This window comes from Nocardia sp. NPDC057663 (genome assembly GCF_042799895.1).
Classification (GTDB): domain Bacteria; phylum Actinomycetota; class Actinomycetes; order Mycobacteriales; family Mycobacteriaceae; genus Nocardia.
This window is the reverse complement of the sequence record NZ_JBHVHX010000028.1, coordinates 1-23,006: the sequence shown is the minus strand read 5'-3', so window position 1 is coordinate 23,006 and position 23,006 is coordinate 1. Positions and strand designations below refer to the sequence as shown.

Genomic DNA, 23,006 nt, shown 5'->3' with positions numbered 1-23,006 from the left:
TCCCCCCGCCCGGCGGGGCGCCGTGCACTCTCGTGGTCGCGCTCGCCGCCCGGCGGTGGTGTGCTGACGCGGTTCAGGAGGGGAGCGCGTCGCGGAAAATGCCGTTGCCCGGGGTGGTGCGCGACAGGGCGTCCGCGGCCAGGATGACGGCCGCCGCGGTCCAGGTCGTCCGTTCTTCGGGCCAGCGTTTCCCGTCGGTGAAAACCAGACCGGTCCAATAGGATCCGTCCGATTCCCGCAGGTGCTGGATAGCGGTGAACAGGGCGTTGGCCGCGGCGTCGTTGCCGTTGGCGTCCAGCGCCAGGACCAGCTCGCAGGTCTCGGCGCCGGTGACCCACGGGGCATCGGAGACGCAGCGGATGCCGAGATCGGGCACGACGAATTCGCCCCAGTGCCGCTCGAGGTGCGCGTGTGCCGCCCTGCCGCGCAGCGCCCCCGCCAGGATCGGGTAGTACCAGTCCATGGAGTATCTGCTCTTGTCCAGGAAGGCTTCCGGGTGATCGCGCAGCGCGCCGCCGAGCCTGCGGCGCGCGCTCGCCCAGTCGGGCCGGGGATCGCCGACCCGGTCGGCGAGCTCGAGCGCACAGCCGAGGCTGTGGTAGATGCTGGAGCAGCCGGTGAGCAGGGCTTCGCCCGAGCTACCGGATTCACCGGCCGACCAGTGGATTTCGCCGTGCGCACCCCGTTGCAGGTCGAGGACGAAATCGATGCCGGCGCGCACGGTCGGCCACAGGTCGGCGACGAAGCCGCGATCACCGGTGACGGTCAGGAAATGCAGCATCCCGGTGGCCAGGTAGGCACAGAAGTTCGTGTCGGCATCGGCGTTCTCGATCACGCCCTGGCGGATCTGCATGGGCCAGGAGCCATCGTCGCGCTGGGTCTTGGCCGACCAGATGTAGGCGTCGCGCGCTTGGTCCCACAAGCCCGCGACCGTGAGGCCCATGGCGGATTCGACGTGGTCCCAGGGGTCGGTATGGCCGCCGGTGAACCACGGCAGCGCACCGTCGGGTTCCTGTGCGGCGGCGATGGATTCGCCGGTCCGGCGGATATCCCGGCTGGTCAGGACCCCGGGAACCGCCGGCAGCTCAGGAAAGGCCATGGGCCACAACCGGTTTCGTGAAGTAGAGTGCCACGCTCTTGCCGATCAGCGGATTGAGCAGGGTTTCGGCGGTCCGGGTCAGCGTGGGCGCGGACATCATGTCCCACACCAGGAACCGGTGATAGGCGGCCACCACCGGGTGCTTGTCGTTGGCGACCCCGAACGTGCACTTGAGCCACCAGAAAGGGGAGTGCAGGGCGTGGGCGAAGTCCTGGCGCACAAACCGCACGCCGCGCGCGGTGATCTTGTCGCGCAACTCGTCGGCCTGGTAGATGCGCACATGGCCGCCCTCGTTGGCGTGGTACTCATCCGACAGGGCCCAGCAGATCCGCTCGGGCAACCAGCGTGGCACCGTCACAGCCAGGGTGCCGCCGGGCTTCACCACCCGGACCAGCTCGGCGATGGCCTGACTGTCGTGCGGGATGTGTTCGAGGATCTCCGAGGCGATGACGACATCGAATTCCCCGTCGCCGTAGGGCAGCTCGAGGGCGTCGCCGCGCACCGTCTCGGCCTTCGCGTATTCCGGTGCCTCGCAGGCCTCGGCCATCGCCTCGAACATGAGCTCGACCCCGGCCAGATCCTCGGAATTCTGGTCGAAGGCCACCACATCCGCGCCGCGCCGGTAGGCCTCGAAGGAATGCCGGCCGGCCCCGCAGCCGACATCGATGACGCGTGTCCCCGGGCCGACGCCCAGCCGATCGAAGTCGACGGTCAGCATGTGCGCTCCTGGCTGTTCGAGGTGGAGGGATGAATCGATGGGGCGTCGACCTGGTGGTGTCGCTCGATCGCCTGTTCGTAGACCGCGACGGTCTGTGCGCCGACCGCGCCCCAGCTGTAGACATCGAGGGCGCGGCGGCGGCCCGCGCGCTCCAGATGCCGTAACCGGCCCGGATCGCCCAGCAGTGCACCGAGCCGGCTGGTCAGCGCGTCGACATCGCCGGGCTCGACGAGTTCGGCGCAGTCGCCGACCACTTCGGGCAGCGCTCCGGCCCGGCTGGCGACCAGCGGGGTTCCACTGGCCATGGCCTCGACTGCGGGCAGCGAGAACCCTTCGTACAGGGAAGGGATACAGGCGATCTGTGCCGAAGCGAGCAACTCGGCCAACTGTTCGTCGCTCAGTCCGCTCACCGTGGTGACCACGTCGGCGAGGCCGAGCTCGGCGATGAGTTTCTCGGTCGGTCCGTTCGGCTCCAGTTTCGCCACCAGCCGCAGCTCCAGATCCTGCGTATGACGCAGCCGCGCAAGAGCTTTCAACAGGTGCGCGATACCTTTGAGCGGCTTGTCTGCGCTCGCTACCGCGACGATCCGCCCGGGTACCCGGCCGGTGTCGCGAGGCCGGAACAGGTCGGTGTCCACACCGAGAGGCACTGTGTGCAGCTGCCGCGGCGACACCCCGAAGTCCGCGGCGATATCGGCCGCCGAGGACGTGGAGACCGTGATCAGATCGGGAATCGCGCGGGCTACCCGTTGCTGCATCCCGAGGAATCCGTACCAGCGCCGCACCAGCGGTTTGCGTCGCCACGGTGCCGCGGCCAGGTCCACCGCCCGGTCCCGGGTGATGGGATGGTGGATCGTCGCCACCAGCGGCACCAGTTCGGCGATGTCGAGCAAGCCGTCACCGAGGCATTGATTGTCGTGCACGATGTCGAACTCGTGGGCGCGCGAGCGCAGCAGCCGCGCGGCGCGCCTGCTGAACGTGCGCGGCTCGGGGAACCCGGCGGTCCACATGGTGGCGAGTTCGAGCAGGTCGATCCGGTCGCGGATCTCGCGCGGGTGCGGAGTGCGGAACGGATCGTCGTCACGGTACAGATCCAGGCTGGGTACCTCGGTGAGCCGCACGCGCGGATCGAGGTGTTCCGGATAGGGCTGGCCGGAGAAGACTTCGACCTGATGGCCGAGCTCGGCCAAGCCCTGGCTCAGATACCGGACGTAGACCCCTTGACCGCCGCAGTGGGTCTTGCTGCGGTAGGACAGCAGGGCTATGCGCATGTTCTCGCCTGTCGTTCGGGTGCTACTCGTAGCGCACGTGCCAATGCTTGATGCCGTTGATCCAGCCGTTGCGCAGCCGTTCCGGTGCCGATACCTGCGACAGGTTCGGCATCGCGTCGGCGATGGCATTGAACATCAGATCGATCTCCAGCCGTGCCAGGTTGGCACCGACACAGTAGTGCGCGCCCGTGCCGCCGAAGGCCAGATGGGGGTTGGGATCGCGCAGGATATCGAATCGGAACGGATCCTCGAAGGCCTCTTCGTCGAAATTGGCCGAGCTGTAGAACAAGCCGACGCGCTGGCCCGCGCGGATGAGCTGACCGCCGAGTTCGGTGTCGGCGGTGGCGGTGCGCTGGAAGACGGTCACCGGGGTCGCCCACCGGATGATCTCGTCGGCCGCGGTGCGCGGGCGCTGTTGCTTGAACAGTTCCCACTGGTCGGGGTTGTCGACGAAGGCCTTCATGCCGTGAGTGATGGCATTGCGGGTGGTTTCGTTACCGGCCACGGCGAGCAGGATCACGAAGAAGCCGAACTCGTCGGAGCCGAGGGCTTCGCCGTCGAGGTCGGCGTGCACGAGTCGGCTGACGATATCGTCGAGCGGATCGGCACGACGTTGCTCGGCCATGTTCCAGGCGTAGCCGAGCAGCTCGATCGAGGCGTTGTCACTGACGGTGGTCGTGGCGGTGTCGCCGTATTCCGGATCGTCGTAGTTGAGCATCTGGTTGGACCAGTCGAACAGCTTGCGGCGGTCTTCCTGGGGGACACCGATCAATTCGGCGATGGCCTGCAGTGGCAGCTCGCACGCGACTTGCTCGACGAAATCGCCGGTGCCTTCCACCTTGGCGGAGGCCACGATGGCCTTCGCTCGCGCGGCCAGGGCGGCGCGCAACCCCTCCACCGCGCGCGGACTGAAGCCCTTGGAAATGATGCGGCGGATCTTCGTGTGCTTCGGCGGATCCATGTTGAGCAGCAGTGCGCTGGTGAGTTCGAGCTGGTCGATCGTGATCTGGCCGGGTAGGCGGATGACCGAGCCCTTGGCCTGGGAGGAGAACAGCTCCGGTTTCCGGGAGATCTCTTTGATGTGTTCGTGTTTGGAGACCACCCAGTAGCCGCCGTCTTTGAAGCCGCCGGACTTATCGTCGGGCTGGTGGTTCCACCACACCGGAGCATTGCGGCGCAGCTCGGCGAATTCCTGGACAGGGTTTCGGGTTTCCCACAGTGCCGGATCGGTGAAGTCGAATCCGGCGGGGATGGACGGCGCTGGCACAGCTTCCTCCTGAAAGGCCGACGGCGTGGTGGACCGGGGTGCGCGGGTCACCGCTGCCGACGGCGGTAGCGGACGCGGCAGGGCTGTTGCAGCTGGACCACCATTTTTGAATGGTCATTGCGGTAGGTGTCCGACGGCTGGGCCAGCTCGAACTCCCAATCCCGCAGCAGAATCGAGAAGATCGCCTTGAGCTGCATGAGCGCGAACGGTGCGCCGACACAGCGATGACGGCCCGCGCCGAAGGGGATCCACGTCCAGCGATTGACGACGTCTTCCTGTCGCGGATCGAGGTAGCGGCTCGGATCGAAGGTGTCGGGGTTCGGGAAGTCCTCGGGAATCCGGTTGGAGATCGCCGGCGTGGCGGCCACCATGTCGCCCGGCGCGATCCGCTGGCCGCACACCTCGAACTCGTCGCGGGCGATGCGCATCAGCACGATCAACGGAGGATGCAGGCGCAGTGCCTCTTTGAGGGCCGATTCCAGGTTCGGGATCTGGCGCAGCGCATTGTGGCTGACCTCCGAGCCGTCGGCGTACAACTCGTCGAGTTCGGTGACGACCGTCGTGAGTATCTGCGGGTTGCGCAGCAGCTCGATGATCGTCCAGGCTGCGGTGCCCGAGGTCGTGTGATGGCCGGCGAACATCATGGAGATGAAGATGCCGGTGATCTCGCTGGCGGAGAACCTCGCGGTACCGTCCTCGTCCTTCACCGAGATGAGGACGTCGAGCATGTCCCTGTCGTCCTTGCCGGTGGGCGGGTTCGCTTCGCGCTGGTCCATGATCGCCTGTACGAGCTCGACGAGCTTGACCCGGGCCTCGTCGCGGCGGCGGAAGCTGTCGATCGGCGCGTAGGGATCGACGTAGGCCAGGGCGTCGGTGCCCTGTTCGAGTTCGTGGTACAGGTGTGCGAAGCGGCCATCGAGCTGGTTGCGGAACTTCACCCCGATCAGGCAGGACGAGGAGGTGTAGATGGTCAGCTCGGCGAAGAACTCGAGCAGGTCGATCTCGCCCTCGTCGTCCCACTGGGCGAGCATGGCGTCCACTTCGCGGGCGATGGTGACGGCGTGCCCGCGCATGTGATCCGCGCGCAGCGCCTGATTGTGCAGCATCTCTTTGCGGCGCTCGGGCGGCGCGTCGAAGACGACGCCTTCGCCGAAGATCGGCTTCATGAACGGGTAGGCCGCACCCTGGTCGAGGTCTTCGTCGCTGGCGCGGAAGAAGAACTCGTTGGCCTCGGCGCCGGAAAGGAGGATGACGTCACGTCCGGCGAGCTCGAATGTTCCGACATCGCCGCATTCGGCGCGCACCCGCTGCATGAGCGCGATGGGATCGGTGCGGAATTCCTCGAGGTGCCCGTGCTCGTCCTCGCCTCCGGACACTCGCTGCGGCTTGACCAGCGTCATTGACAATCCTTCCCGAGAGACCTGCCCAGACATGTGATGGACATGTGTCTGGACGGTACTATGGTTGTGATGGTTCGACAAGGCCCCCATGGCCCGTCGGTGACGTTCAGTTCACGGTGCCCGGCTCGGCGAGCAGGCGCCGCGCGGAGGCCTCCAGCAGTTCGGCCACCTCCGTGTAGGACAGCAGTCCCATGCCGGCTTGCAGCAGGGCCCCCGAGTAGAGCAGTTCGAGCATCGAGACGCGCTCGGTGTCCTTGGCGTCGACGCCGAGCGCGGCGGCGAGCCGGCCGCGGATCTCCCAGCCGATGCGAACCCGCAGGTGTCCCACGTCGGGATCGTCGCCCAGCAGGGCGTTCCCGACGGCGCTGGCCAGGGATGGTTCGTCGGCCACCAGCATCGACACCTGGCGAAGGACGGTGACGACGCGGGTGGTCGGATCCGGATCGCTCGACTCCACGGATGGGCTGGCGATCAGGCGCCGCCAGAACACCTCCGAGATGAGGTGCTCCTTGGAGGAGAAATAGGTGTAGGCGGTGGCGGTACCGACGCCCGCGGCGGCGGCGATCAGCCGGACCGTCGTCCCGGAATAGCCCTCGCGGGCCAGGACCTCGACCGTCGCGGTGGTCAGCCGGTCGACGGTGTCGGCCTGCTTTTCGGTGAGCCGCCGCCGAGTTGCTTCGATACCGGTAGATGCGAGTTCGGACATGTGTCTGGACGGTATCATCAATAATAGTCCAGTGCAATTACCGGCCCAGCGTCGCCATCTCGTCACAGCCTTGCATCCAGCAGTAGATATGAACTATGGTCCGAACACTTGTCCAGACATGTATCGGAGACCCTATGACCGGCCTCGTTCCTCCCGATGGCACGCCGCTGCTGATCGGCGGAAAGCTCGTCCCCGGCGGGGCGGGCGTGTTCGCGACGATCAATCCCGCGACCGAGGAAGTCCTCGGGCACGCCGCTAACGCCTCCATCGACGACATGGACGCCGCCATCGGTGCGGCGCGGACCGCCTTCGACGAGACCGACTGGTCTCGCGATCCCGCGCTGCGCGCGCACTGCCTGCGTCAACTGCGCGATGTCCTGCGCGACAACATCGAGGAACTGCGCGCGATCACCGTCGCCGAGGTGGGCGCGCCCGTCATGCTCACCAGCGGCCCGCAGCTGGAAGGTCCCATCGCGGACCTGTCGTTCTCCGCCGATCTCGCCGAAAACTATGTGTGGCAGACCGATCTCGGGGTCGCCGAGCAGATGGGAATCTCGAGCAGGCGCGTGGTCCGGCGGGAAGCGGTCGGCGTCGTCGGCGCCATCACGCCGTGGAACTTCCCGCACCAGATCAACCTGGCGAAGATCGGCCCCGCGCTCGCCGCCGGAAACACGGTGGTGCTCAAACCTGCTCCGGACACGCCCTGGTGCGCGGCGGTGCTGGGCCCCCTCATCGCCGAGCACACCGACTTTCCCGCCGGCGTGATCAATATCGTCACCTCTGACGATCACACCCTGGGCGCCCGGCTGGTCGAGGATCCGCGGGTGGACATGATCAGCTTCACCGGATCGACCCAGACCGGCCGATCGGTGATGGCGGGCGCATCGGCCACCCTCAAACGAACCTTCCTCGAACTGGGGGGAAAATCGGCCGCCATCGTGCTCGACGATGCGGATATCGCCACGGCGGCGAGCTACACGGCCTTCTCGGTCGCGGTGCACGCCGGCCAGGGCTGCGCGCTGACCACCCGCTTGCTGGTGCCTCGTGCCGCCTACGACGCAGCCGTGGACGCCGCGGCCAAAGCGCTGTCGGGCCTGCGGGCCGGTGATCCGACGAGCCCGGGAACCGTGTGCGGGCCGGTGATCTCGGCTCGGCAGCGCGACCGGGTGGAGCGCTATCTCGACATCGCGCGCGCCGAAGGGGGGCGCATCGTGGTCGGCGGCGGCAGGCCGGCGGACAAGGACCACGGCTTCTTCATCGAGCCGACGCTCATCGCCGGACTCGACAACACCGCCACCGTCGCCCAGGAGGAGATCTTCGGCCCGGTGCTCGTGGTCATCGCGCACGACGGTGACGCCGACGCGATCCGGCTGGCCAACGATTCACCCTATGGCCTGTCCGGTGCGGTGTGGGGCACCGATCCCGACCGCGTCGAGCGGGTGGTCGCGGGCGTGCGCACCGGGACGCTGAGCGTGAACGGCGGGCTCTGGTACCACCCCGACGCGCCTTTCGGCGGCTACAAGCAATCCGGCATCGGCCGGGAGATGGGTGTCGCGGGTTTCGAGGAATACCTCGAAACCAAAGTGGTCGCCACCCCCGCCTGAATTCCACACCCGTCCGAATTCACTGTCACCCCAGCATGAGGAGCTGAACACCATGGCACGTTTCACTGGTCGGACCGCGATCGTCACCGGCGCGGCCCAGGGCATCGGCGCGGAATACGCCAGAGCGCTCGGCGCCGAGGGCGCCAACGTCGTCGTCGCCGATCTCAATGTCGAGCGCGGCGAGGAGGTCGCCAAGCAGATCACCGCCGACGGCGGCACCGCGGTCTTCCACCGGGTCGATGTGTCCGATCCCGAATCCGCCACCGCGCTCGCGGAATTCACCGTCGCTGAGTTCGGGGCCGTCAACCACCTGGTCAACAACGCCGCCATCTACGGCGAGATGAAGCTGGACCTGCTGCTCACCGTCCCGTGGGACTACTACAAGAAGTTCATGGGCGTGAACCTCGACGGCGCGCTCAATGTGACCCGTGCGGTCTGGCAGCCGATGACCGCGGCCGGTGGCGGGTCCATCGTCAACCAATCCTCCACGGCCGCCTGGCTGTACTCCGGGTTCTACGGGCTTGCCAAGGTCGGGATCAACGGTCTCACCCAGCAGCTGGCGACCGAGCTCGGCGGCTCGAAGATCCGGGTGAACGCCATCGCGCCCGGACCGATCGACACCGAGGCCACCCAGACCGTCACGCCCGGAAACATGGTCAAGGACATGGTCTCGCGCATCCCGATCAAGCGGATGGGCACCCCGCAGGATCTCGTCGGCGCGTGCCTGTATCTGCTGTCCGACGACGCGAGCTGGGTCACCGGCCAGATCCTCAATGTCGACGGCGGGCAGATCATCCGATGACGACCGAATCCGGCCATCTCCCGGTGGGATTCATCGGGCTGGGCAATATGGGCGCCCCGATGGCGAAGCGGCTGCTGGCCTGGCCGGGCGGGCTCACGGTCTGCGATGTGCGTCCCGCGGCGACGCAGCCGTTCACCGAGCAGGGCGCGGCCTCGGCCGCCGACCCCGCTGCGCTGGCGGCGGCGGCACGGGTGATCTGTGTGACCGTCCTCGACGACGCGCAGGTCATCGATGTCGTCACCGGGCCGGCCGGCCTGCTGAGCACCGCCGTGGCGGGCACCGTCATCGCCGTGCACTCGACGATCAGCGACCAGACCGCGGAGCAGCTCGCCGCGGTCTGCGCTGAGCGCGGGGTGGAATTCGTCGACGCGCCGGTCAGCGGCGGTGCGGGTGCGGCCAAGCGCGGCAGCCTGGCCGTCATGGTCGGGGGCAGCGACGCCGCGGTGGACAGCATCCGGGCACCGTTCGGCTGCTTCTCGGACCTGATCGTGCATGCCGGACCGGTCGGTGCGGGCACGCGCATGAAACTGGCCCGCAACCTGCTGCACTTCGTCGCGTTCACCGCCGCCACCGAGGCTCAGCGACTGGCCGAGAGTGCCGGATTGAACATCGCCGACCTGGGCAAGGTGGTGCGTCATTCGGACGCGATCACCGGCGGGCCGGGCTCGATCATGCTGCGCGAGACCACCCGCGCGGTCGACCCCGACGACTTCTGGTTCCCCATTCTCGGCCACGTCCGCGACCTCGGCGAGAAGGATCTCGCGCTGGCGGTGGAACTGGGCGAGCGACTCGACGTGCCCCTCCCGCTGGCCCAGCTGGCCGCCACGCGGTTGGCCGACGGGCTCGGCGTCGGAAAACAGCTGCTAGGCAAGGAGACCGCATGACCACCAATGGACAGCCGGACAGCGACAGCCTCCGGCAACGGGGACTGGCGAAAATGAGCGAGGTATACGGCTGGGATTTCGCCGACGGCCCCGGTGACCTCTTCGCTATCACCGCCGACCACCTGTTCGCCGAGATCTGGTCGCGGCCGGGACTGACGATCCGTGACCGGCGGCTGCTGTTGCTCGGGGCGCTCAGTGCCCAAGGGCTTTTCGATGTCGCCGAGATCCAGCTGGGCGCGGCACTGCGCAACGACGAACTCGACGAAGCGCAGTTGCGCGAGATCGCGGTGTTCCTGAGCCATTACATCGGCTGGGCGCCGGGCATGAAGCTCGACAACGCCGTCGGCACTGTGGTGGCCCAGCATCACCGCAAGCAGTCATGAGCAGCGCACAGCCTCACCGGGCAGCCGAGGTCTCCGAGTGGGACGCCCAGGCCGACGTCGTCATCGCCGGCTACGGGATCGCCGGTGTCTGCGCGGCGATCGAAGCGGCGCGCTCCGGCGCCGATGTCCTGATCCTGGAACGCACCGGCGGCTGGGGTGGGGCCGCGGCCTTGGCCGGCGGCTTCGTCTACCTCGGCGGCGGCACCCCGTTGCAGCAGGCGCTCGGCTTCGACGACGACGCGGCGAACATGGAGAAGTTCCTGCTGGCCGCCGTCGGGCCGAGTGCCGATCCGGTCAAGATCGCCGACTACTGCGCGGGCAGCGTCGATCACTATCACTGGCTCGTCGACTGCGGAGTCCGGTTCAAGGAGGAGTTCTGGGGCGAGCCGGGCTGGGAACCGCCGCACGACGAGGGCCTGATGTACTCCGGCGGCGAGAACGCCGCACCGTTCAACACGATCGCCACGCCCGCGCCGCGTGGTCACGTTCCGCAGATGCAGAACAAGCGCACGGGGGAGAAGGGTGGCGGCTACATGCTGATGAAGCCGCTGGTCGAGACCGCCGAAAAGCTCGGTGTTCGAGTGGAATTCGACACCCGGATCCAGCGGCTGATCGTCGATGAGGGCGGCCGGGTGGTCGGCGTGCTCGCCCGCCGGTACGGCAAGGACCTCGCTGTCGCCGCGCGCACCGGGGTCGTCCTGGCCACCGGCAGTTTCGCCTACAACCAGGAGATGGTGGCCGAATACGCCCCGCGCTTGCTCGGCCGTCCGGCCGCCGCGATCGAGGAGCACGACGGCATCGGCATCCAGGTCGCGCAGGAGCTCGGCGCGCAGGTGGAGGCCATGGACGCCACCGAGGTCGCCTTCTTCGGTGATCCGCAGATGCTAGCTCGCGGTGTAGTCGTCAACGGCCGGGGACAGCGATACATCGCCGAGGACACCTACCCCGGTCGCATCGGCCAGGCCACTCTGATCGAGCAGGACAACCAAGCCTTCCTGATCATCGACGAACAAGCCCACGAAGCGGCCCTCGCGACCGTGACAGCCACGCCGTTCTTCCGTCAGCAACCCACCTGGGTCGCGGAGTCGATCGCCGAACTCGAAAGCGAGATCGGATTGCCCGCGGGCTCGCTACAGGAGTCGGTGTCCTACTACAACGAGCACGCCGCACTCGGGGCGGACCCCTTGCTGGGCAAGAAGCCCGAATGGCTGAAGCCGATCGGTTCCCCGGTGGCCGCCTTCGACATGCGGGGGTTCACCGCCGGTTTCCCGCTCGGCGGACTGCGGACCGACCTCGACGCACGCGTGCTGGACACCGCGGGCGCCCCGATCCCGGGCCTCTACGCCGCAGGCCGGTGCACCGCCGGCATCTGTACCGGCGGCTACGCAAGTGGTGCCTCACTGGGTGACGGCAGCTTCTACGGGCGTCGAGCGGGCCGCTCGGCCGCCCGCGGGTGACCGGGCAGACAACGAAAGAGACAGAGCGTCAATGCAATTCGGATTAGTACTATTCACCAGCGACCGAGGCATCACGCCCGCGGCCGCCGCCAAGGCCGCCGAAGAACGCGGCTTCCGGTCGTTCTTCGTGCCGGAACACACCCACATACCGGTCAAACGCGAAGCCGCGCACCCCTCGACCGGCGACGCCTCCCTGCCCGACGACCGCTACACCCGCACCCTGGACCCGTGGGTATCGCTGGCCATGGCGGCGGCGGTGACCGAGCACATCGAACTGTCCACCGCCGTCGCCCTGCCGGTCGAGCACGACCCGATCACCCTGGCCAAGACGCTGGCCACGCTCGACCATCTCTCCGGCGGACGCGTCACCCTCGGTGCCGGATTCGGCTGGAACACCGACGAACTCACCGATCACGGTGTTCCGCCGAACAAGCGGCGTACCGTGCTGCGCGAGTACATCGAAGCCATGCGGGAGCTGTGGACTCGGGAGGAAGCGAGCTACCAGGGCGACTACGTGAGTTTCGGTCCCAGTTGGGCCTGGCCCAAGCCGGTGCAGCCCCACATCCCGGTGCTGATCGGCGCCGCGGGCACCGAAAAGACCTTCCGGTGGATCGCGCGCACCGGTGATGGCTGGATCACCACCCCGACGGAGACCGATATCTCCGCCGGGCTCGCGATGCTTCACAAGATCTGGGCAGAGGCGGGTCGGCCTGATCGCCCCCGCGTTGTCGCGCTGGATTTCAAACCGGATCCCGACAAGCTCGCGCGGTGGGCCGCCGAGGGCGTCACCGATGTCGTCTACGGAGTTCCGGACCGCTCCGCCGACGAAGTTCTGCACTACCTCGACCGGCTCAGTGCAAAACTGGCGGCGGTGGTGCCGTAGGCGGCGGGTGCCGCACGGTCGTCCGGCGGGTGTGTGCGGCGGCGGCACCAGGTGCCTTGGCCCCGGTGCCGCTGATCGCGACTCACATCCGCGCGCTTGTCATCTGGCGTTGTTGCTCGCCGTGAACTGGGCGTCCGCTACCGCTCTCCGTGGATGTGTGGCGGGTCAGCCCTGCCGGCTCGCCGTTGCGGCCGCCAACTGTTCCAAAGTGCGTCGCAATTCCTCGCGACCATGGTTCTCGAGCTCCTTCGCCAGGCTTGTCGTCAGGTGAGACCCGGTGAAGACCCCGCCGATGGTGACCGTCGTGCCGGCTGCCGACGGTCGCATCCAGAAGGTGAACTCGCTACGAACGCCGGTTCGGCTGGTGCCTTGCAAGATGATCCGGTGGGGAGCCTCGAATGTGTCGACCGTCCATTCGAATTCGTTCTCCACCCCGAGTACCACGACCCGCGAGACCAGTCTCGCGCCCTCGTGGAGCACCTCGGGGGCCTGGTGGACAAAGGCGCGGTGGATGCTGAACCAGTGTGCCCAACTGCTGGGACGGATGATCGTGGTGAAGACGGTTTCCGGAGTGCCGGGCACTTCCATGGTCATAACCAGTGACCCCACGGTTACTCCTTCGGTGCTGGGCGGCGTGTACCGCACGAATCCGCGCGTGATCTGGCCAACCGATATCGGTGACGGTGCGTCGTGCCGGATCGTCCGCGATGAACTCCGACTAGATAGATGGACATCTGTCTGGACAATGTTACAGCATAGTGCCGACGGGCGTTGTCGGCGCCCGTGGGCGATTCCGCGGGGCTGGCTCGGCTGGGCGCTGGGCTGAGGTGGGCTGCACTGCCGGTTCGGCCGTTCCTGTATATGTCCACTGGGTGCTGCGGATCTTGACGCGTGGGGTGCTCGGCAACCGTGCCGGCAATCGGGCTCGATCGGCTGGCCCGGGCTCCTGACAGTCGTTCGATCAGAAAACTGGATTCATGTCTGGAATGTGGTCCACATCATATGGTAGTGTCGCCTCGTGGCGCACGAGAGCGGCAGGGTGGCTTTGAAAATGGGTCCGCAGCGCTCGGCTCGGCCGGTGATCGTAGTGCCTGTCGAGACATTCGTCCCCGTCCAGTTGGTCATAAGCAGGGTTGGTGGTGTGCGGCACCGCCAACGGCCGAAATCTCGAAGTAGAACAGCGACGACAGAATCACATGACAAAGTGCAATGCTGCCCTTTCTAGCTTCCGCGCGATCGCCGAATTCGTAGCACCCGGCTATGAATTGTGTGCCGTGTGATGACAACAAACACCGAAAACGGCGAGCTTCCACTCCCGACGCCGGCGGCTCTGGTTCGCAAGAACTTCGCCGACACAGTTCTGTCGAGCTTGGCCACGTTGGGTCGGGCTCTCCGGATGGGTACGCAGGCTGTCGGAGTAGGAGTTACCGATGCGCTTCGAGTGCGCTTTCAGGTCAACGAGACCTTGAATCAAGCGTGGTTTCTCATCAAGGTGACTGCGGTTCCCAGCGTGCTGATGGCAATCCCGTTCGGCGTCATCGTTTCCGCTCAGGTCGGCAATATCGTGGCGCAGCTCGGAGCTGATTCGATGATCGGTGCGGCTGGGGGGCTCGGCGTCATCAAACAGGGGGCGCCGATGGCCACGGCGATGCTCCTCGGCGGGGCGGGCGCCGCTGCCATCGCCGCCGATCTGGGTGCCCGCACCGTCCGCGAGGAGGTAGACGCGCTGCGCGTGATGGGAGTCGATCCGGTGCAGCGCCTCGTTGTTCCGCGTATCGCTGCGATGATGCTGGTCGCGCCGCTGCTCAACATCCTGATCATCTTCGTCGGCATCGCCTCGGGCTTTGTGGCCGCGGTCACCGCGATGGATGTGACACCGGGTAGCTACTGGCAGTCGTTCGGATCCTTCACCACGCCGGTCGATGTCTGGGTCTCGCTGATCAAAGCGTCCCTGTTCGGATTCCTTGTCGTCGTCATTGCCTGCCAGCGCGGGCTGGAGGCCACGGGCGGACCTCGCGGTGTCGCGGACGGGGTCAATGCCGCCGTGGTGATGTCCATCGCGGCCGTTGTCGTCTTGAACACTGCGATCACCCAGGTGGTAACAATGTTCCTGCCGGTCAGGATGGCCTGATGGCGGCAGCGCCCTATCGCCCGGCTGGGCTTCGTTGGACGGGTTGGATACAGCGCCGGATCCCCCCGCTGCTCCCGATCGATTCGCTCGGATTCACTATCGGGTTCTGCTGGCAAGTGATCTCGACGGTGCCGTACACGCTGGTGCGGTACCGGCGCCAGACCGTCGCAGTCATCACCGATATGACCTGGGGCCGTGGCTCGATCATCATCGGTGGTGGTGTGGTGCCGCTGATGTTGCTGATGGGAGCGGCGATGGGTGCCTCGATCGGCATCGAGGCGTTCAGTGCGTTGAATCTGTTGTCACTCGGGCAACTCAGCGGACTGATCTCGGCTTTCGGCGTAACCCGCGAACTGGCGCCGATCGCGGCAGGGGTCGGTTTCGCTGCGCAGGCCGGGTGCCGCATGACCGCCGAAATCGGATCGATGCGCATATCGGAGGAAATTGACGCTCTCGAATCGCTGGGAATCCGCTCTGTGCCTTTCGTCGTGACAACCCGTGTCATCGCGGGCATTATCGCCGTCGCACCGGCGTTCGTCGTCGCCTTGATTCTGAGCTATTCTTCCTGCGCGTTCATCGTGACCGTTGTGCACGGCACTCCCTCGGGTACCTATGATCACTATTTCGATCAGTTCATCCTCACCTGGGATGTCGTTGCCGCGACGATCAAAGTGATGATCTTCGCTGTCGCGGTCGTCTTGATCCACTGTTACCAAGGGTATTTCGCTACGGGTGGTCCCGAAGGAGTCGGCATCGGATCTGGTCGGGCCATTCGTGCGAGTCTGGTGTCGATCATCGCCTTGGACATGCTCGCGACAATTCTGCTGTGGGGATTTCAATCTCCCATTACCTTTACGGGGTGACGGCATGCCCGCATATGGATTGCCTGGATCGGAAGTCGGACCACTCAAAGCTCGGCTGTTGGGGGTGTGCGCGCTCGCGCTCGCGCTGATAGTCGCCGGCGTCTGGCGGGTGTTACCCGAAGAGGAATCCGCCGAGGAAATCGGCGTCGTCTTGATCGTCGGTCACGTCGGTGACGGGATCGGGCCGGGGACGGATGTCCGGCTTGACGGTGTCCGGGTCGGGTCGGTCAGTGGGATCGATTTCGCGGCGCAAGGTCGACGGCAGATCGAGCTGAGTTTGGCACGATCCGAGTTGTTCGGCCTGACCAGCGCACTGTCGATCGACTATGTGCCGGGCAATCTGTTCGGCATCAGTGCGCTAGAGCTACATCCGGATGCCGGCGGTGCGATCCTGGCGGACGGTTCGACCGTCGACCTCACCGCGGGCCAGGCCGATCGAGTCCGCGACGCCACTCTTGCCTCGCTGCTGAGCTATACCGGCGACCTGACCGAGGAGGTGCTGACTCCGCAGCTCACCCAGCTACTGCACACCTTCTCCCGTGATCTGGTCGCTTTCACTCCTCTTTTGCAGGCGATCGGTACGACGGCGCGGTCCTACACCGAGACCGCGCAGCTACCACCATCGGTGCTGTTCGATCGCTATGGCCGGGCACTGGCGGGCGTGCCACCCATGCTGACCGGCGGCCTGACCGTGCTGCACGCCAGCTACAACAACGGCTACCTGGCCGAGCAAGAACACCTCGACAAGTTCGCCTACATGTGGCCGAGCATCCAGAACGAGTTGCTGCCTGCCGTCACCGCACTGTTCGGAACCGCGCAACCTTACTTCGGTGGGTTGCTGCCCATCGTGACCATGGTGCTCGACCGAGTCTCCAGATCGGTCAGCGATCCGGCAGGTTCGGCCGCGCAGTCGACCGAACTGATGGACCGCCTCGACCGCGCGTTCCGCGATGGTCCGAATGGGCCGGTGCTCGACGCTCGCGTCGAACTCGACCTCGTTCCGGGGCTGGCGGCGCCGCTGTCGGAAATGGTCGGTCAGTTGCCGGCGGGGGGAGGGCCGCGATGACAACCCGTGCTCTGCTGATCCGCGTCGCGGTAGCGGCGGTATCGATGTCGGTGGTCTTGGCGGGAATCTTCACGGTGATCAAACGTCCGGTCGGTGGCGACACCGACACCCACACCGCGATGTTCACCGACGCCAACGGCTTGCGTCCGGGTGATGACGTGCGACTCTACGGCGTCCAGGTCGGTAAGGTTCTCGCTGTCGATCTCGACGGTGGTCTGGCCCGGGTGCGGTTTACCATCGAGTCCGATCGCCCACTCTTCGTCAACTCCAAAGTTGCTGTCCGCTACCAGAATCTCACCGGGTTCCGCTATCTGAACGTCGAGCAGCCCGCTCAGCCCGGCGAACTACGCGGTGCGGGAACCACTTTCGGTGTCGATCACACTGTGCCTGCCTTCGACATCACGACCTTGTTCAAAGGTCTGCAGCCGGTGCTGCGGGAACTCTCACCCGAGGATCTGAACCAATTCACGGCAAGTCTGCTCGCCGTCGTCGAGGGCAACGGCACGGGTTTGGGCCCCGCGCTCGGCGCGATCGAGAAGCTGAGCCGTTACGCGTCCGACCGGCAGGCGGTGCTGTCGATCCTGGTGGACAATCTGGCCGAGGTCTCCGACCACATCGGCGGCGATTCGGGAAACGCGATGAAACTACTGGTCAGCCTGACAGATCTCTTCGCCGTCATCGCCGACAAGCTACCTGGACTGGTCGATTTCTCCCAGCAGATCCCCCCGGTGATACAGCCGCTGCGCAACATCCTGACCGTGCTGGGACTCACCGGTGACAAGGATCGAGATCTCGACGCGATGTTGAAACAGGCGTTTCCCGACCCGTACGACGCTGTCGCGGTGTTCGAGCGGATGCCCGGGTTGATCGAGTCGATCGCCGCGGCGGTGCCGGCGACCGGTCCGCAAGCGGTATGTGCCCGCGGCGCAGCCCAAGCTCCAGAGCCACTCCACGTTCTGATCGCCGGCCAGAGGATTGTCCTGTGCAACTCATGAACCTGCGCACGCGGATATCCGCGCGGCGCACCCGAGCAGCCACACCACTGAGGAACACCGATCTGCGATGGGGCATCGGGGGGCTGTGCGCGGTGGCCGTGCTGGTCGCGGCCGTCGGTGTCGTCTACCTGAACGGGACGACTCGGGAAGTTACCTATCGCGCGGAGCTGACCCAGGCCGGGACGATCCGGACCGGCGACGATGTCCGGATCGCGGGAATTCCGGTAGGGAAGGTGAAGTCTCTGACGCTGCTGCCAGATCGAGTGCGGATGGAGTTCACCGCGAGCGATGACGCGTTCCTCGGCGATCAGACGGTGCTCGACATCCGAATGCTCACTGTTGTCGGCGGCTACTACCTTGCCGTTGAGTCGGCCGGAACGAAGCCACTCGGGTCCAGTGTCATTCCACGCGAACGGGTCATCGTCCCCTACAACCTCACCCAGGCATTCCAAGACGCCGTCGAGCCGGTCCGCCAGATGGACGGCGAGGTGCTGCGACAGAATCTGGCACAGCTGTCGGCCTCGCTGACCAAGAGCCCGGAATCCATCCGGGCCGTGGTGGGCGCCGCGGCGGACCTGGTGGGGATGATGGAAAGGCAGAACTCCGAGGTCTCGCGCACGTTGTCACTGGCCGACGAGTATCTGACGGCGATGCGGGAGAACTCCGCGGTGCTGGCGAAGTTGCTGACCACGTTGGGCACGATGGTGAACATCATCCAGAACCACAAGGTCGTGGTCGCGCAGGCACTCAACGACCTGGCGGTAGTACTGGAAGATCTCGCGCCACTGGGGCGCGCATGGGACAACGGTGTGAAAGAGCGGGCCCAACCGCTCGCCGACGCGATCCCTCCGTTGACGGAGCTCGAGGCCCGTCTGGGCGAACTGCTCGAGGCGCTTCGCACCATGAGGCAGCAGTTGCTGCCACTCCTGCCACCCGGCGGTGGGATCATCCTCGACCAGTCCGCCGCGGCCATCTGTGTGCCCGTACCGGGAGGGACCTGCTGATGCTGCGACGATTTCTGGGATCCAGGGCGGTGATGTCGGTGGCGGTGATCATCTCGCTCGTCGTCGCTGCGGGGGCGGCGCTGACGATCAGCAGACCGACCCTGCCGACGCGGGACTATTGCGCTGATATGCCCGACAGCATCGGCCTGTATCAGGGCAGCGCCGTCACAGTGATGGGTGTACCGGTCGGCGAGGTGACCGATGTCCAGCTTGTCGGCGCACATGCGCGAGTGCGGTTCACGGTGCGAGCGGACCGCAGGCTGCCAGTGGACGTCGGCGCCGTCACCGTGAGCGATACCTTGATCGCGGACAGGAAGCTGGCGCTGATCGGCGACGAGCCTGCGGAGGGTGGCTGGAACCCGGGTCAGTGCATCACCAAAACGCTGACACCGAAGAGTCTGTCGGAAACCTTCGACGCCCTGGCCCAGCTCACCGACCAGCTGAACGCCGCCGACAGCCCGGCTCAGCGTGACGCGCTCGGGTCCGGGATCGCGGCACTGGACCGCGCCACCGACGGCTCCGGCGAGCAGATCAACGCGCTCATCATGAGCGCGAGCGCAGCGCTGGCCGCCCCCGACGCCGCTATCGGGCACATCGGCGCGTTGCTGGACGCGGTGGCCGAATTGACCCAGCGGGCCCGCGCCGGCTGGCCGAAGGTGCGCGAAACCGTCACCGGGCTGCCACAGGCTTTCAACGACATCAACGTCATCGCGTTCCCGCCGATCATCGAACTGGTCGCCGCGCTCAGCGAGGTGCTGCCTCAGATCAATGATGTGATCATGATGTTCGGGTCGCCTGCGTTGCGCGCGCTGGATTCGGCATCGAATCTGGCCGACTTGTTGAAGGCCGGAGTCGGCTCGCTCACAGAACTCATCGGGATGGTTCCCGCGATCGCCACCGGGTTCGCGACGGCCGTCGACCCGGTCACCGGGCAGCCCACCCTCGGCTACGCGGCACCGAAACTCGAACTGGCGTCGGCAGATTCAGGTCCAGTCTGTGCTGCGATCCACACGATCACTGGACAGGGATGCCTGACTTCGGACAACGGCGCGGTAACCCTGCCTCCGTTGCCGGTCCTGCTGGCGGGGGTGAGTGCGCGATGACCCTGTTCACCTGTCGATGTCGCCGCGTGGGTGCGGTGATGGTACTCGCGGTGGCTCTCGCCGTGACAGGCTGTGGATTTCAGCCGGCGGAGATCACCGTGCCAGGTGCCGGTGTCGACGGACCCACCTACGACCTGCACATCGAATTCGCCGATGTACTCAATCTCCCGCCGGGTGCGAAGGTGTTCGCCGACGGTGTCCGGGTGGGCCAGCTGACCGGACTCGGACTCGTCGACCCTGTCTCGACTGCGCCGACCGAACAGGGCCGACGAGGGTACGTCGTCGCCGACGTGGCGATCCGATCGTCGGTACAGCTGCCTGTGGGGACAACCGCTGCGCTACGGCAGGAGACGCCACTGGGTGACGTGCACATCGCGTTGCGAGTGCCAGTGGAGGCGACGGTGCCGATGCCGCCGGGCGCCACGATTCCCCTGGCACAGAGCACTCCCTCGCTGCCGATCGAGGACATCTTCGCGGGGCTGGCCACCTTCGTCGGCAGCGGCGCGGTGACCGATATTCAGAGCATTGTCACCCAGATGAACGCGATCATGCCGGATGATCCGCGCGAGACCGCGCGCATCGCTGAGGTACTCGGCGGCGACCTGGTCGACCTCGGCGACAATCTGAGCTCCGTGGATGCCGTGCTCGACGGGCTCACGGCGACCGGAGACGGGTTGCGCGACAGCGTGCCGGTGTTCGCCGATCTGCTGACGTCCTACGGAGTCCAGCACACGGTAGATTCCATCAACGCCCAGATCGGTGTCATCTTCGTCCTCACCGCCCTCGGCCCGGTCGCGCCCAGTCTGAGCTGGCTCGCGCCGATTCTGCAATCCCTCGATGGCACCACCCGGGCGGTAGTGCCCATGCTCTTCGGCAGCCGCCCGCTGGACGCGGACTCGCCGTCGACGATGAAACAGGTCGTCGACCTGATCCAGAACAAGATCATTCCCTTTGTCGATCGGGGCCCGAAAATCAACGTGGTCAGTGTCACGATGGGCCCGCAGCAGCCCGCGGCGATATCGCCGGAAGCTCAGACCGCCCGCATTGTCGATACCCTGAGAATGATCGGGGTCCTGCTATGAATATCCGTGCGGCGGTGTCTCTCTCGTCGATCGTCGCGGTACTGATATTCGGCGTCGGGTACATGGCATTCGGCGTGCTGCACTTCGATCCTCGGCGCAGCTTCCTCACCGTCGAGATGCATCTGGACGACTCGGGAGGCTTGGGCGCGCACGCCCCAGTGCTGGTGGCCGGCGTGCAGGTCGGACGGACCGAGGCGGTGACCAAACAGTCGAGCGGTGTCCTCGTGCGGCTGCGGCTCGACAGCCGGTACCGGATCCCGGTGGCCAGCGATGTTCGGATCGAACAGCTGTCGGCGCTAGGTGAGCCCTATATTCAATTCTCGCCGGTGAGCGATACCGCGCCGTACCTCGAGGACGGACAGGTAGTGCCCACCGAGCGGATTCGGATGCCGATGACCATTACCGCGTTGTCGGCGAAACTGGTGCAGCTCCTCGAACAGATCGATCCCGCGGTGATCGCCAATCTGGTCGGCACCTTCGACCGCGCGCTGAGCGGAACCGAGCCGGCGATGTCCACGCTGCAGCGCTCGACGTCGCTGTTGGCTGCCACGCTGCTCAGCCGCACCCAGATCATTCGGCAACTGTTCGACGACATTCAGGCACTCGGCGGCGACATCGAATGGCTGGGTCCGTCGCTGGCCGCGGCCGGACCCGAGTTCGGGGCCTTCGGCACCACGTTGAACCGGATTGTCGAGTCGGGCGCGGCGCTCGCTGAAAGCCGCCCCGTCACGGACTATTTCACCGGCGACGGGCTGGTCCCTTTCCTGCTCGACATGACCACGCTCATCGAGCAGATCGGGCCGACCGCCGCCCAGTGGGGTCCGGTGCTGGAACCGGTCGTCACCGACGCGATGAACCGGACCCCGGCACTCGACATCAGCACATTGATCAATCAGGCGCTGCACGGCGTCGATGCCGACGGCACCCTGAATTTTCGAATCGGTGCCAAATAAGTCGATCACCCTCGTAGCCAACCGATTCGGCGGAAGGACAGCACATGGCAATGCAGATAGACGAGGTCGGCGACACTACGGTGGAGGTTGGTGACGCATCGACCGGCCGTGAGTCCGCGACGACGGCGATGCGCGGATTCCGCCTGACTGGTGTGGGCGAGCGGACGGTGTCGCTGTCCCTGACCACGCTCGTGACCGCGTTCGCGCTCGTGGCAATGCTCGTGTCGACCGGGGTTTTCGCGATGCTCTACCGATCGGCCGATGCAGACCTGACCGCCCGCGATGAGAAGGCCGCCGACGACCGACGTGCCGAGGAGGTCGCGTCGAACTACGCGGTGGGAGCCTCGACGATCGACTATCGCGACACCAGAGCATGGCTGGGCCGCCTGCAAGCAGGCACGACCCCCGAACTGGCAGCGAAGTTCGAAGCTACCTCTCCGCAGCTGGAACAGATTCTTCTGCCGTTGCAGTGGACGTCCAAAGCGACGCCGCTGTCAGCGGATGTAATCTCCGAAGCGGGCGGAATCTACAAGGTGAACGCCTATCTCACGATAACCTCGACGAGCGCGCAAACGCCGACCGGTGTCCAGACCACCGTGACTTACTCCCTGACTCTGGATCGCAACGCGGACTGGAAGGTCACCGATGTCGGTGGTGGTCTGCAGAACGCTTTGCCGGCAAAGTAGTGGCCGCGCAGGTGGGATGCGCAGCGAAGCGGACTGCCTAGCTGGTGTCATCGAGTACTGCTCTGGCACAGTCGGTTCCACAAAATGCCTGTATCTCGATCTGTCGGCACACCAGGGATTCTGCTTCTGGCACAGGAAGAGGGCCCTGCCGTTCTGGAGAACGGCAGGGCCTCTCGCGTATGGAGCTCTTATAGTGCCTTCAGTTCCTCGGTGACCGCGCCGACGGACTTCTTGGCATCACCGAACAGCATCGAGGTGTGGTCGGCGTAGAACAGCGGGTTGTCGATGCCGGCGAAGCCGGAGTTCATCGACCGCTTGAGCACGATGACGCTCTGGGCCTGGTCGACGTTGAGGACCGGCATACCGTAGATCGGGCTGGTCCTGTCGTCGCGGGCGGCCGGGTTGGTGACGTCGTTGGCGCCGATCACCAGAACCACATCGGTGCGGCCGAATTCGCCGTTGATGTCGTCCATTTCCTTCATGGCGTCGTAGGACACCTCGGCCTCGGCCAGCAGCACGTTCATGTGACCGGGCATACGACCGGCGACCGGGTGGATCGCGTACTTGACCTCGACACCCTTGCCCTCGAGCAGGGAAGCCATCTCCTTGACCGCGTGCTGGGCCTGGGCGACGGCCATACCGTAGCCGG

At 66.0% G+C, this 23,006-nt stretch carries 23 protein-coding genes; 15 read left to right on the top strand and 8 right to left on the bottom strand.

Annotation, left to right across the window (positions count from 1 at the left end; all coding sequences use genetic code 11):
* Positions 1–73: 73 nt before the first annotated feature.
* From ACFVAV_RS32765 to ACFVAV_RS32740, 6 genes are all read right to left on the bottom strand, one after another.
* Positions 74–1,099, bottom strand: a complete 1,026-nt coding sequence (locus ACFVAV_RS32765; protein ID WP_379039469.1) for a prenyltransferase — start codon at positions 1,097–1,099, stop codon at positions 74–76.
* Positions 1,086–1,817, bottom strand: a complete 732-nt coding sequence (locus ACFVAV_RS32760) for a class I SAM-dependent methyltransferase (RefSeq protein ID WP_379039468.1) — start codon at positions 1,815–1,817, stop codon at positions 1,086–1,088. Before ACFVAV_RS32760 ends, ACFVAV_RS32765 begins: the two co-directional genes overlap by 14 nt.
* Complete coding sequence (locus ACFVAV_RS32755) at positions 1,811–3,088, bottom strand: glycosyltransferase family 4 protein (RefSeq protein WP_379039467.1); 1,278 nt, start codon at positions 3,086–3,088, stop codon at positions 1,811–1,813. The genes ACFVAV_RS32760 and ACFVAV_RS32755 overlap by 7 nt, the downstream gene beginning before the upstream one ends.
* A 22-nt stretch (positions 3,089–3,110) precedes the next feature.
* Positions 3,111–4,355: a cytochrome P450 gene (locus tag ACFVAV_RS32750; protein ID WP_379039466.1), complete on the bottom strand. Its 1,245-nt coding sequence runs from the start codon at positions 4,353–4,355 to the stop codon at positions 3,111–3,113.
* A 47-nt stretch (positions 4,356–4,402) separates the two neighbouring features.
* Positions 4,403–5,755 carry a cytochrome P450 gene (locus tag ACFVAV_RS32745; protein ID WP_379039505.1) on the bottom strand — a complete coding sequence of 451 codons (1,353 nt, stop codon included), beginning with the start codon at positions 5,753–5,755 and terminating at the stop codon, positions 4,403–4,405.
* 106 nt (positions 5,756–5,861) lie between these two features.
* Positions 5,862–6,461 (bottom strand): TetR/AcrR family transcriptional regulator, encoded by a 600-nt coding sequence (locus tag ACFVAV_RS32740; RefSeq protein WP_379039465.1) that lies wholly within the window; start codon positions 6,459–6,461, stop codon positions 5,862–5,864.
* A 134-nt stretch (positions 6,462–6,595) separates the two neighbouring features.
* Here ACFVAV_RS32740 and ACFVAV_RS32735 point away from each other — a divergent pair, with 134 nt between their 5' ends.
* From ACFVAV_RS32735 to ACFVAV_RS32710, 6 genes are read left to right on the top strand one after another with little or no spacing between them, the layout of a single operon-like run.
* A complete protein-coding gene (locus ACFVAV_RS32735; protein ID WP_379039464.1) occupies positions 6,596–8,065 on the top strand; it encodes an aldehyde dehydrogenase in 1,470 nt (489 codons plus the stop codon).
* 52 nt (positions 8,066–8,117) lie between these two features.
* On the top strand, positions 8,118–8,867 hold the full coding sequence (locus ACFVAV_RS32730; protein WP_379039463.1) for an SDR family oxidoreductase: 750 nt from the start codon (positions 8,118–8,120) through the stop codon (positions 8,865–8,867).
* Positions 8,864–9,751 (top strand): NAD(P)-dependent oxidoreductase, encoded by an 888-nt coding sequence (locus ACFVAV_RS32725; RefSeq protein WP_379039462.1) that lies wholly within the window; start codon positions 8,864–8,866, stop codon positions 9,749–9,751. The genes ACFVAV_RS32730 and ACFVAV_RS32725 overlap by 4 nt, the downstream gene beginning before the upstream one ends.
* Positions 9,748–10,134, top strand: coding sequence for a carboxymuconolactone decarboxylase family protein (locus ACFVAV_RS32720; protein WP_379039461.1), 387 nt, complete (start codon positions 9,748–9,750; stop codon positions 10,132–10,134). The genes ACFVAV_RS32725 and ACFVAV_RS32720 overlap by 4 nt, the downstream gene beginning before the upstream one ends.
* A complete protein-coding gene (locus tag ACFVAV_RS32715; RefSeq protein WP_379039460.1) occupies positions 10,131–11,591 on the top strand; it encodes an FAD-dependent oxidoreductase in 1,461 nt (486 codons plus the stop codon). Before ACFVAV_RS32720 ends, ACFVAV_RS32715 begins: the two co-directional genes overlap by 4 nt.
* 31 nt (positions 11,592–11,622) lie before the next feature.
* Entirely contained in the window at positions 11,623–12,474 is an 852-nt protein-coding gene (locus ACFVAV_RS32710) for an LLM class F420-dependent oxidoreductase (RefSeq protein ID WP_379039458.1), read from the top strand.
* Between the two features lie 165 nt (positions 12,475–12,639).
* Here ACFVAV_RS32710 and ACFVAV_RS32705 read toward each other — a convergent pair whose 3' ends face one another.
* Positions 12,640–13,062: an SRPBCC family protein gene (locus ACFVAV_RS32705; RefSeq protein ID WP_379039457.1), complete on the bottom strand. Its 423-nt coding sequence runs from the start codon at positions 13,060–13,062 to the stop codon at positions 12,640–12,642.
* 691 nt (positions 13,063–13,753) lie between these two features.
* On the opposite strand from ACFVAV_RS32705, the gene ACFVAV_RS32700 reads away from it, so the two are divergent.
* The 9 genes from ACFVAV_RS32700 to ACFVAV_RS32660 all read left to right on the top strand — a co-directional run bounded on the left by ACFVAV_RS32700 (position 13,754) and on the right by ACFVAV_RS32660 (position 22,357).
* Positions 13,754–14,605, top strand: coding sequence for an MlaE family ABC transporter permease (locus ACFVAV_RS32700; protein ID WP_379039456.1), 852 nt, complete (start codon positions 13,754–13,756; stop codon positions 14,603–14,605).
* Positions 14,605–15,468 (top strand): ABC transporter permease, encoded by an 864-nt coding sequence (locus ACFVAV_RS32695; protein WP_379039454.1) that lies wholly within the window; start codon positions 14,605–14,607, stop codon positions 15,466–15,468. The genes ACFVAV_RS32700 and ACFVAV_RS32695 overlap by 1 nt, the downstream gene beginning before the upstream one ends.
* Positions 15,469–15,472: 4 nt before the next feature.
* On the top strand, positions 15,473–16,534 hold the full coding sequence (locus tag ACFVAV_RS32690) for an MlaD family protein (RefSeq protein WP_379039453.1): 1,062 nt from the start codon (positions 15,473–15,475) through the stop codon (positions 16,532–16,534).
* Complete coding sequence (locus tag ACFVAV_RS32685; protein ID WP_379039452.1) at positions 16,531–17,529, top strand: MlaD family protein; 999 nt, start codon at positions 16,531–16,533, stop codon at positions 17,527–17,529. The genes ACFVAV_RS32690 and ACFVAV_RS32685 overlap by 4 nt, the downstream gene beginning before the upstream one ends.
* Positions 17,526–18,533 (top strand): MlaD family protein, encoded by a 1,008-nt coding sequence (locus ACFVAV_RS32680; protein WP_379039503.1) that lies wholly within the window; start codon positions 17,526–17,528, stop codon positions 18,531–18,533. Before ACFVAV_RS32685 ends, ACFVAV_RS32680 begins: the two co-directional genes overlap by 4 nt.
* Complete coding sequence (locus ACFVAV_RS32675; RefSeq protein WP_379039451.1) at positions 18,533–19,636, top strand: MlaD family protein; 1,104 nt, start codon at positions 18,533–18,535, stop codon at positions 19,634–19,636. Before ACFVAV_RS32680 ends, ACFVAV_RS32675 begins: the two co-directional genes overlap by 1 nt.
* 98 nt (positions 19,637–19,734) lie before the next feature.
* Positions 19,735–20,718 carry an MlaD family protein gene (locus tag ACFVAV_RS32670; RefSeq protein WP_379039450.1) on the top strand — a complete coding sequence of 328 codons (984 nt, stop codon included), beginning with the start codon at positions 19,735–19,737 and terminating at the stop codon, positions 20,716–20,718.
* 14 nt (positions 20,719–20,732) lie between these two features.
* Positions 20,733–21,671, top strand: a complete 939-nt coding sequence (locus ACFVAV_RS32665; RefSeq protein WP_379039449.1) for an MlaD family protein — start codon at positions 20,733–20,735, stop codon at positions 21,669–21,671.
* A gap of 44 nt (positions 21,672–21,715) precedes the next feature.
* Positions 21,716–22,357, top strand: coding sequence for a hypothetical protein (locus ACFVAV_RS32660; protein WP_379039447.1), 642 nt, complete (start codon positions 21,716–21,718; stop codon positions 22,355–22,357).
* Positions 22,358–22,545: 188 nt separating this feature from the next.
* On the opposite strand, the gene ACFVAV_RS32655 is transcribed toward ACFVAV_RS32660, so the two are convergent.
* A partial coding sequence (locus ACFVAV_RS32655) for an NAD(P)(+) transhydrogenase (Re/Si-specific) subunit beta (RefSeq protein ID WP_379039446.1) occupies positions 22,546–23,006 on the bottom strand: 461 nt, incomplete at its 5' end.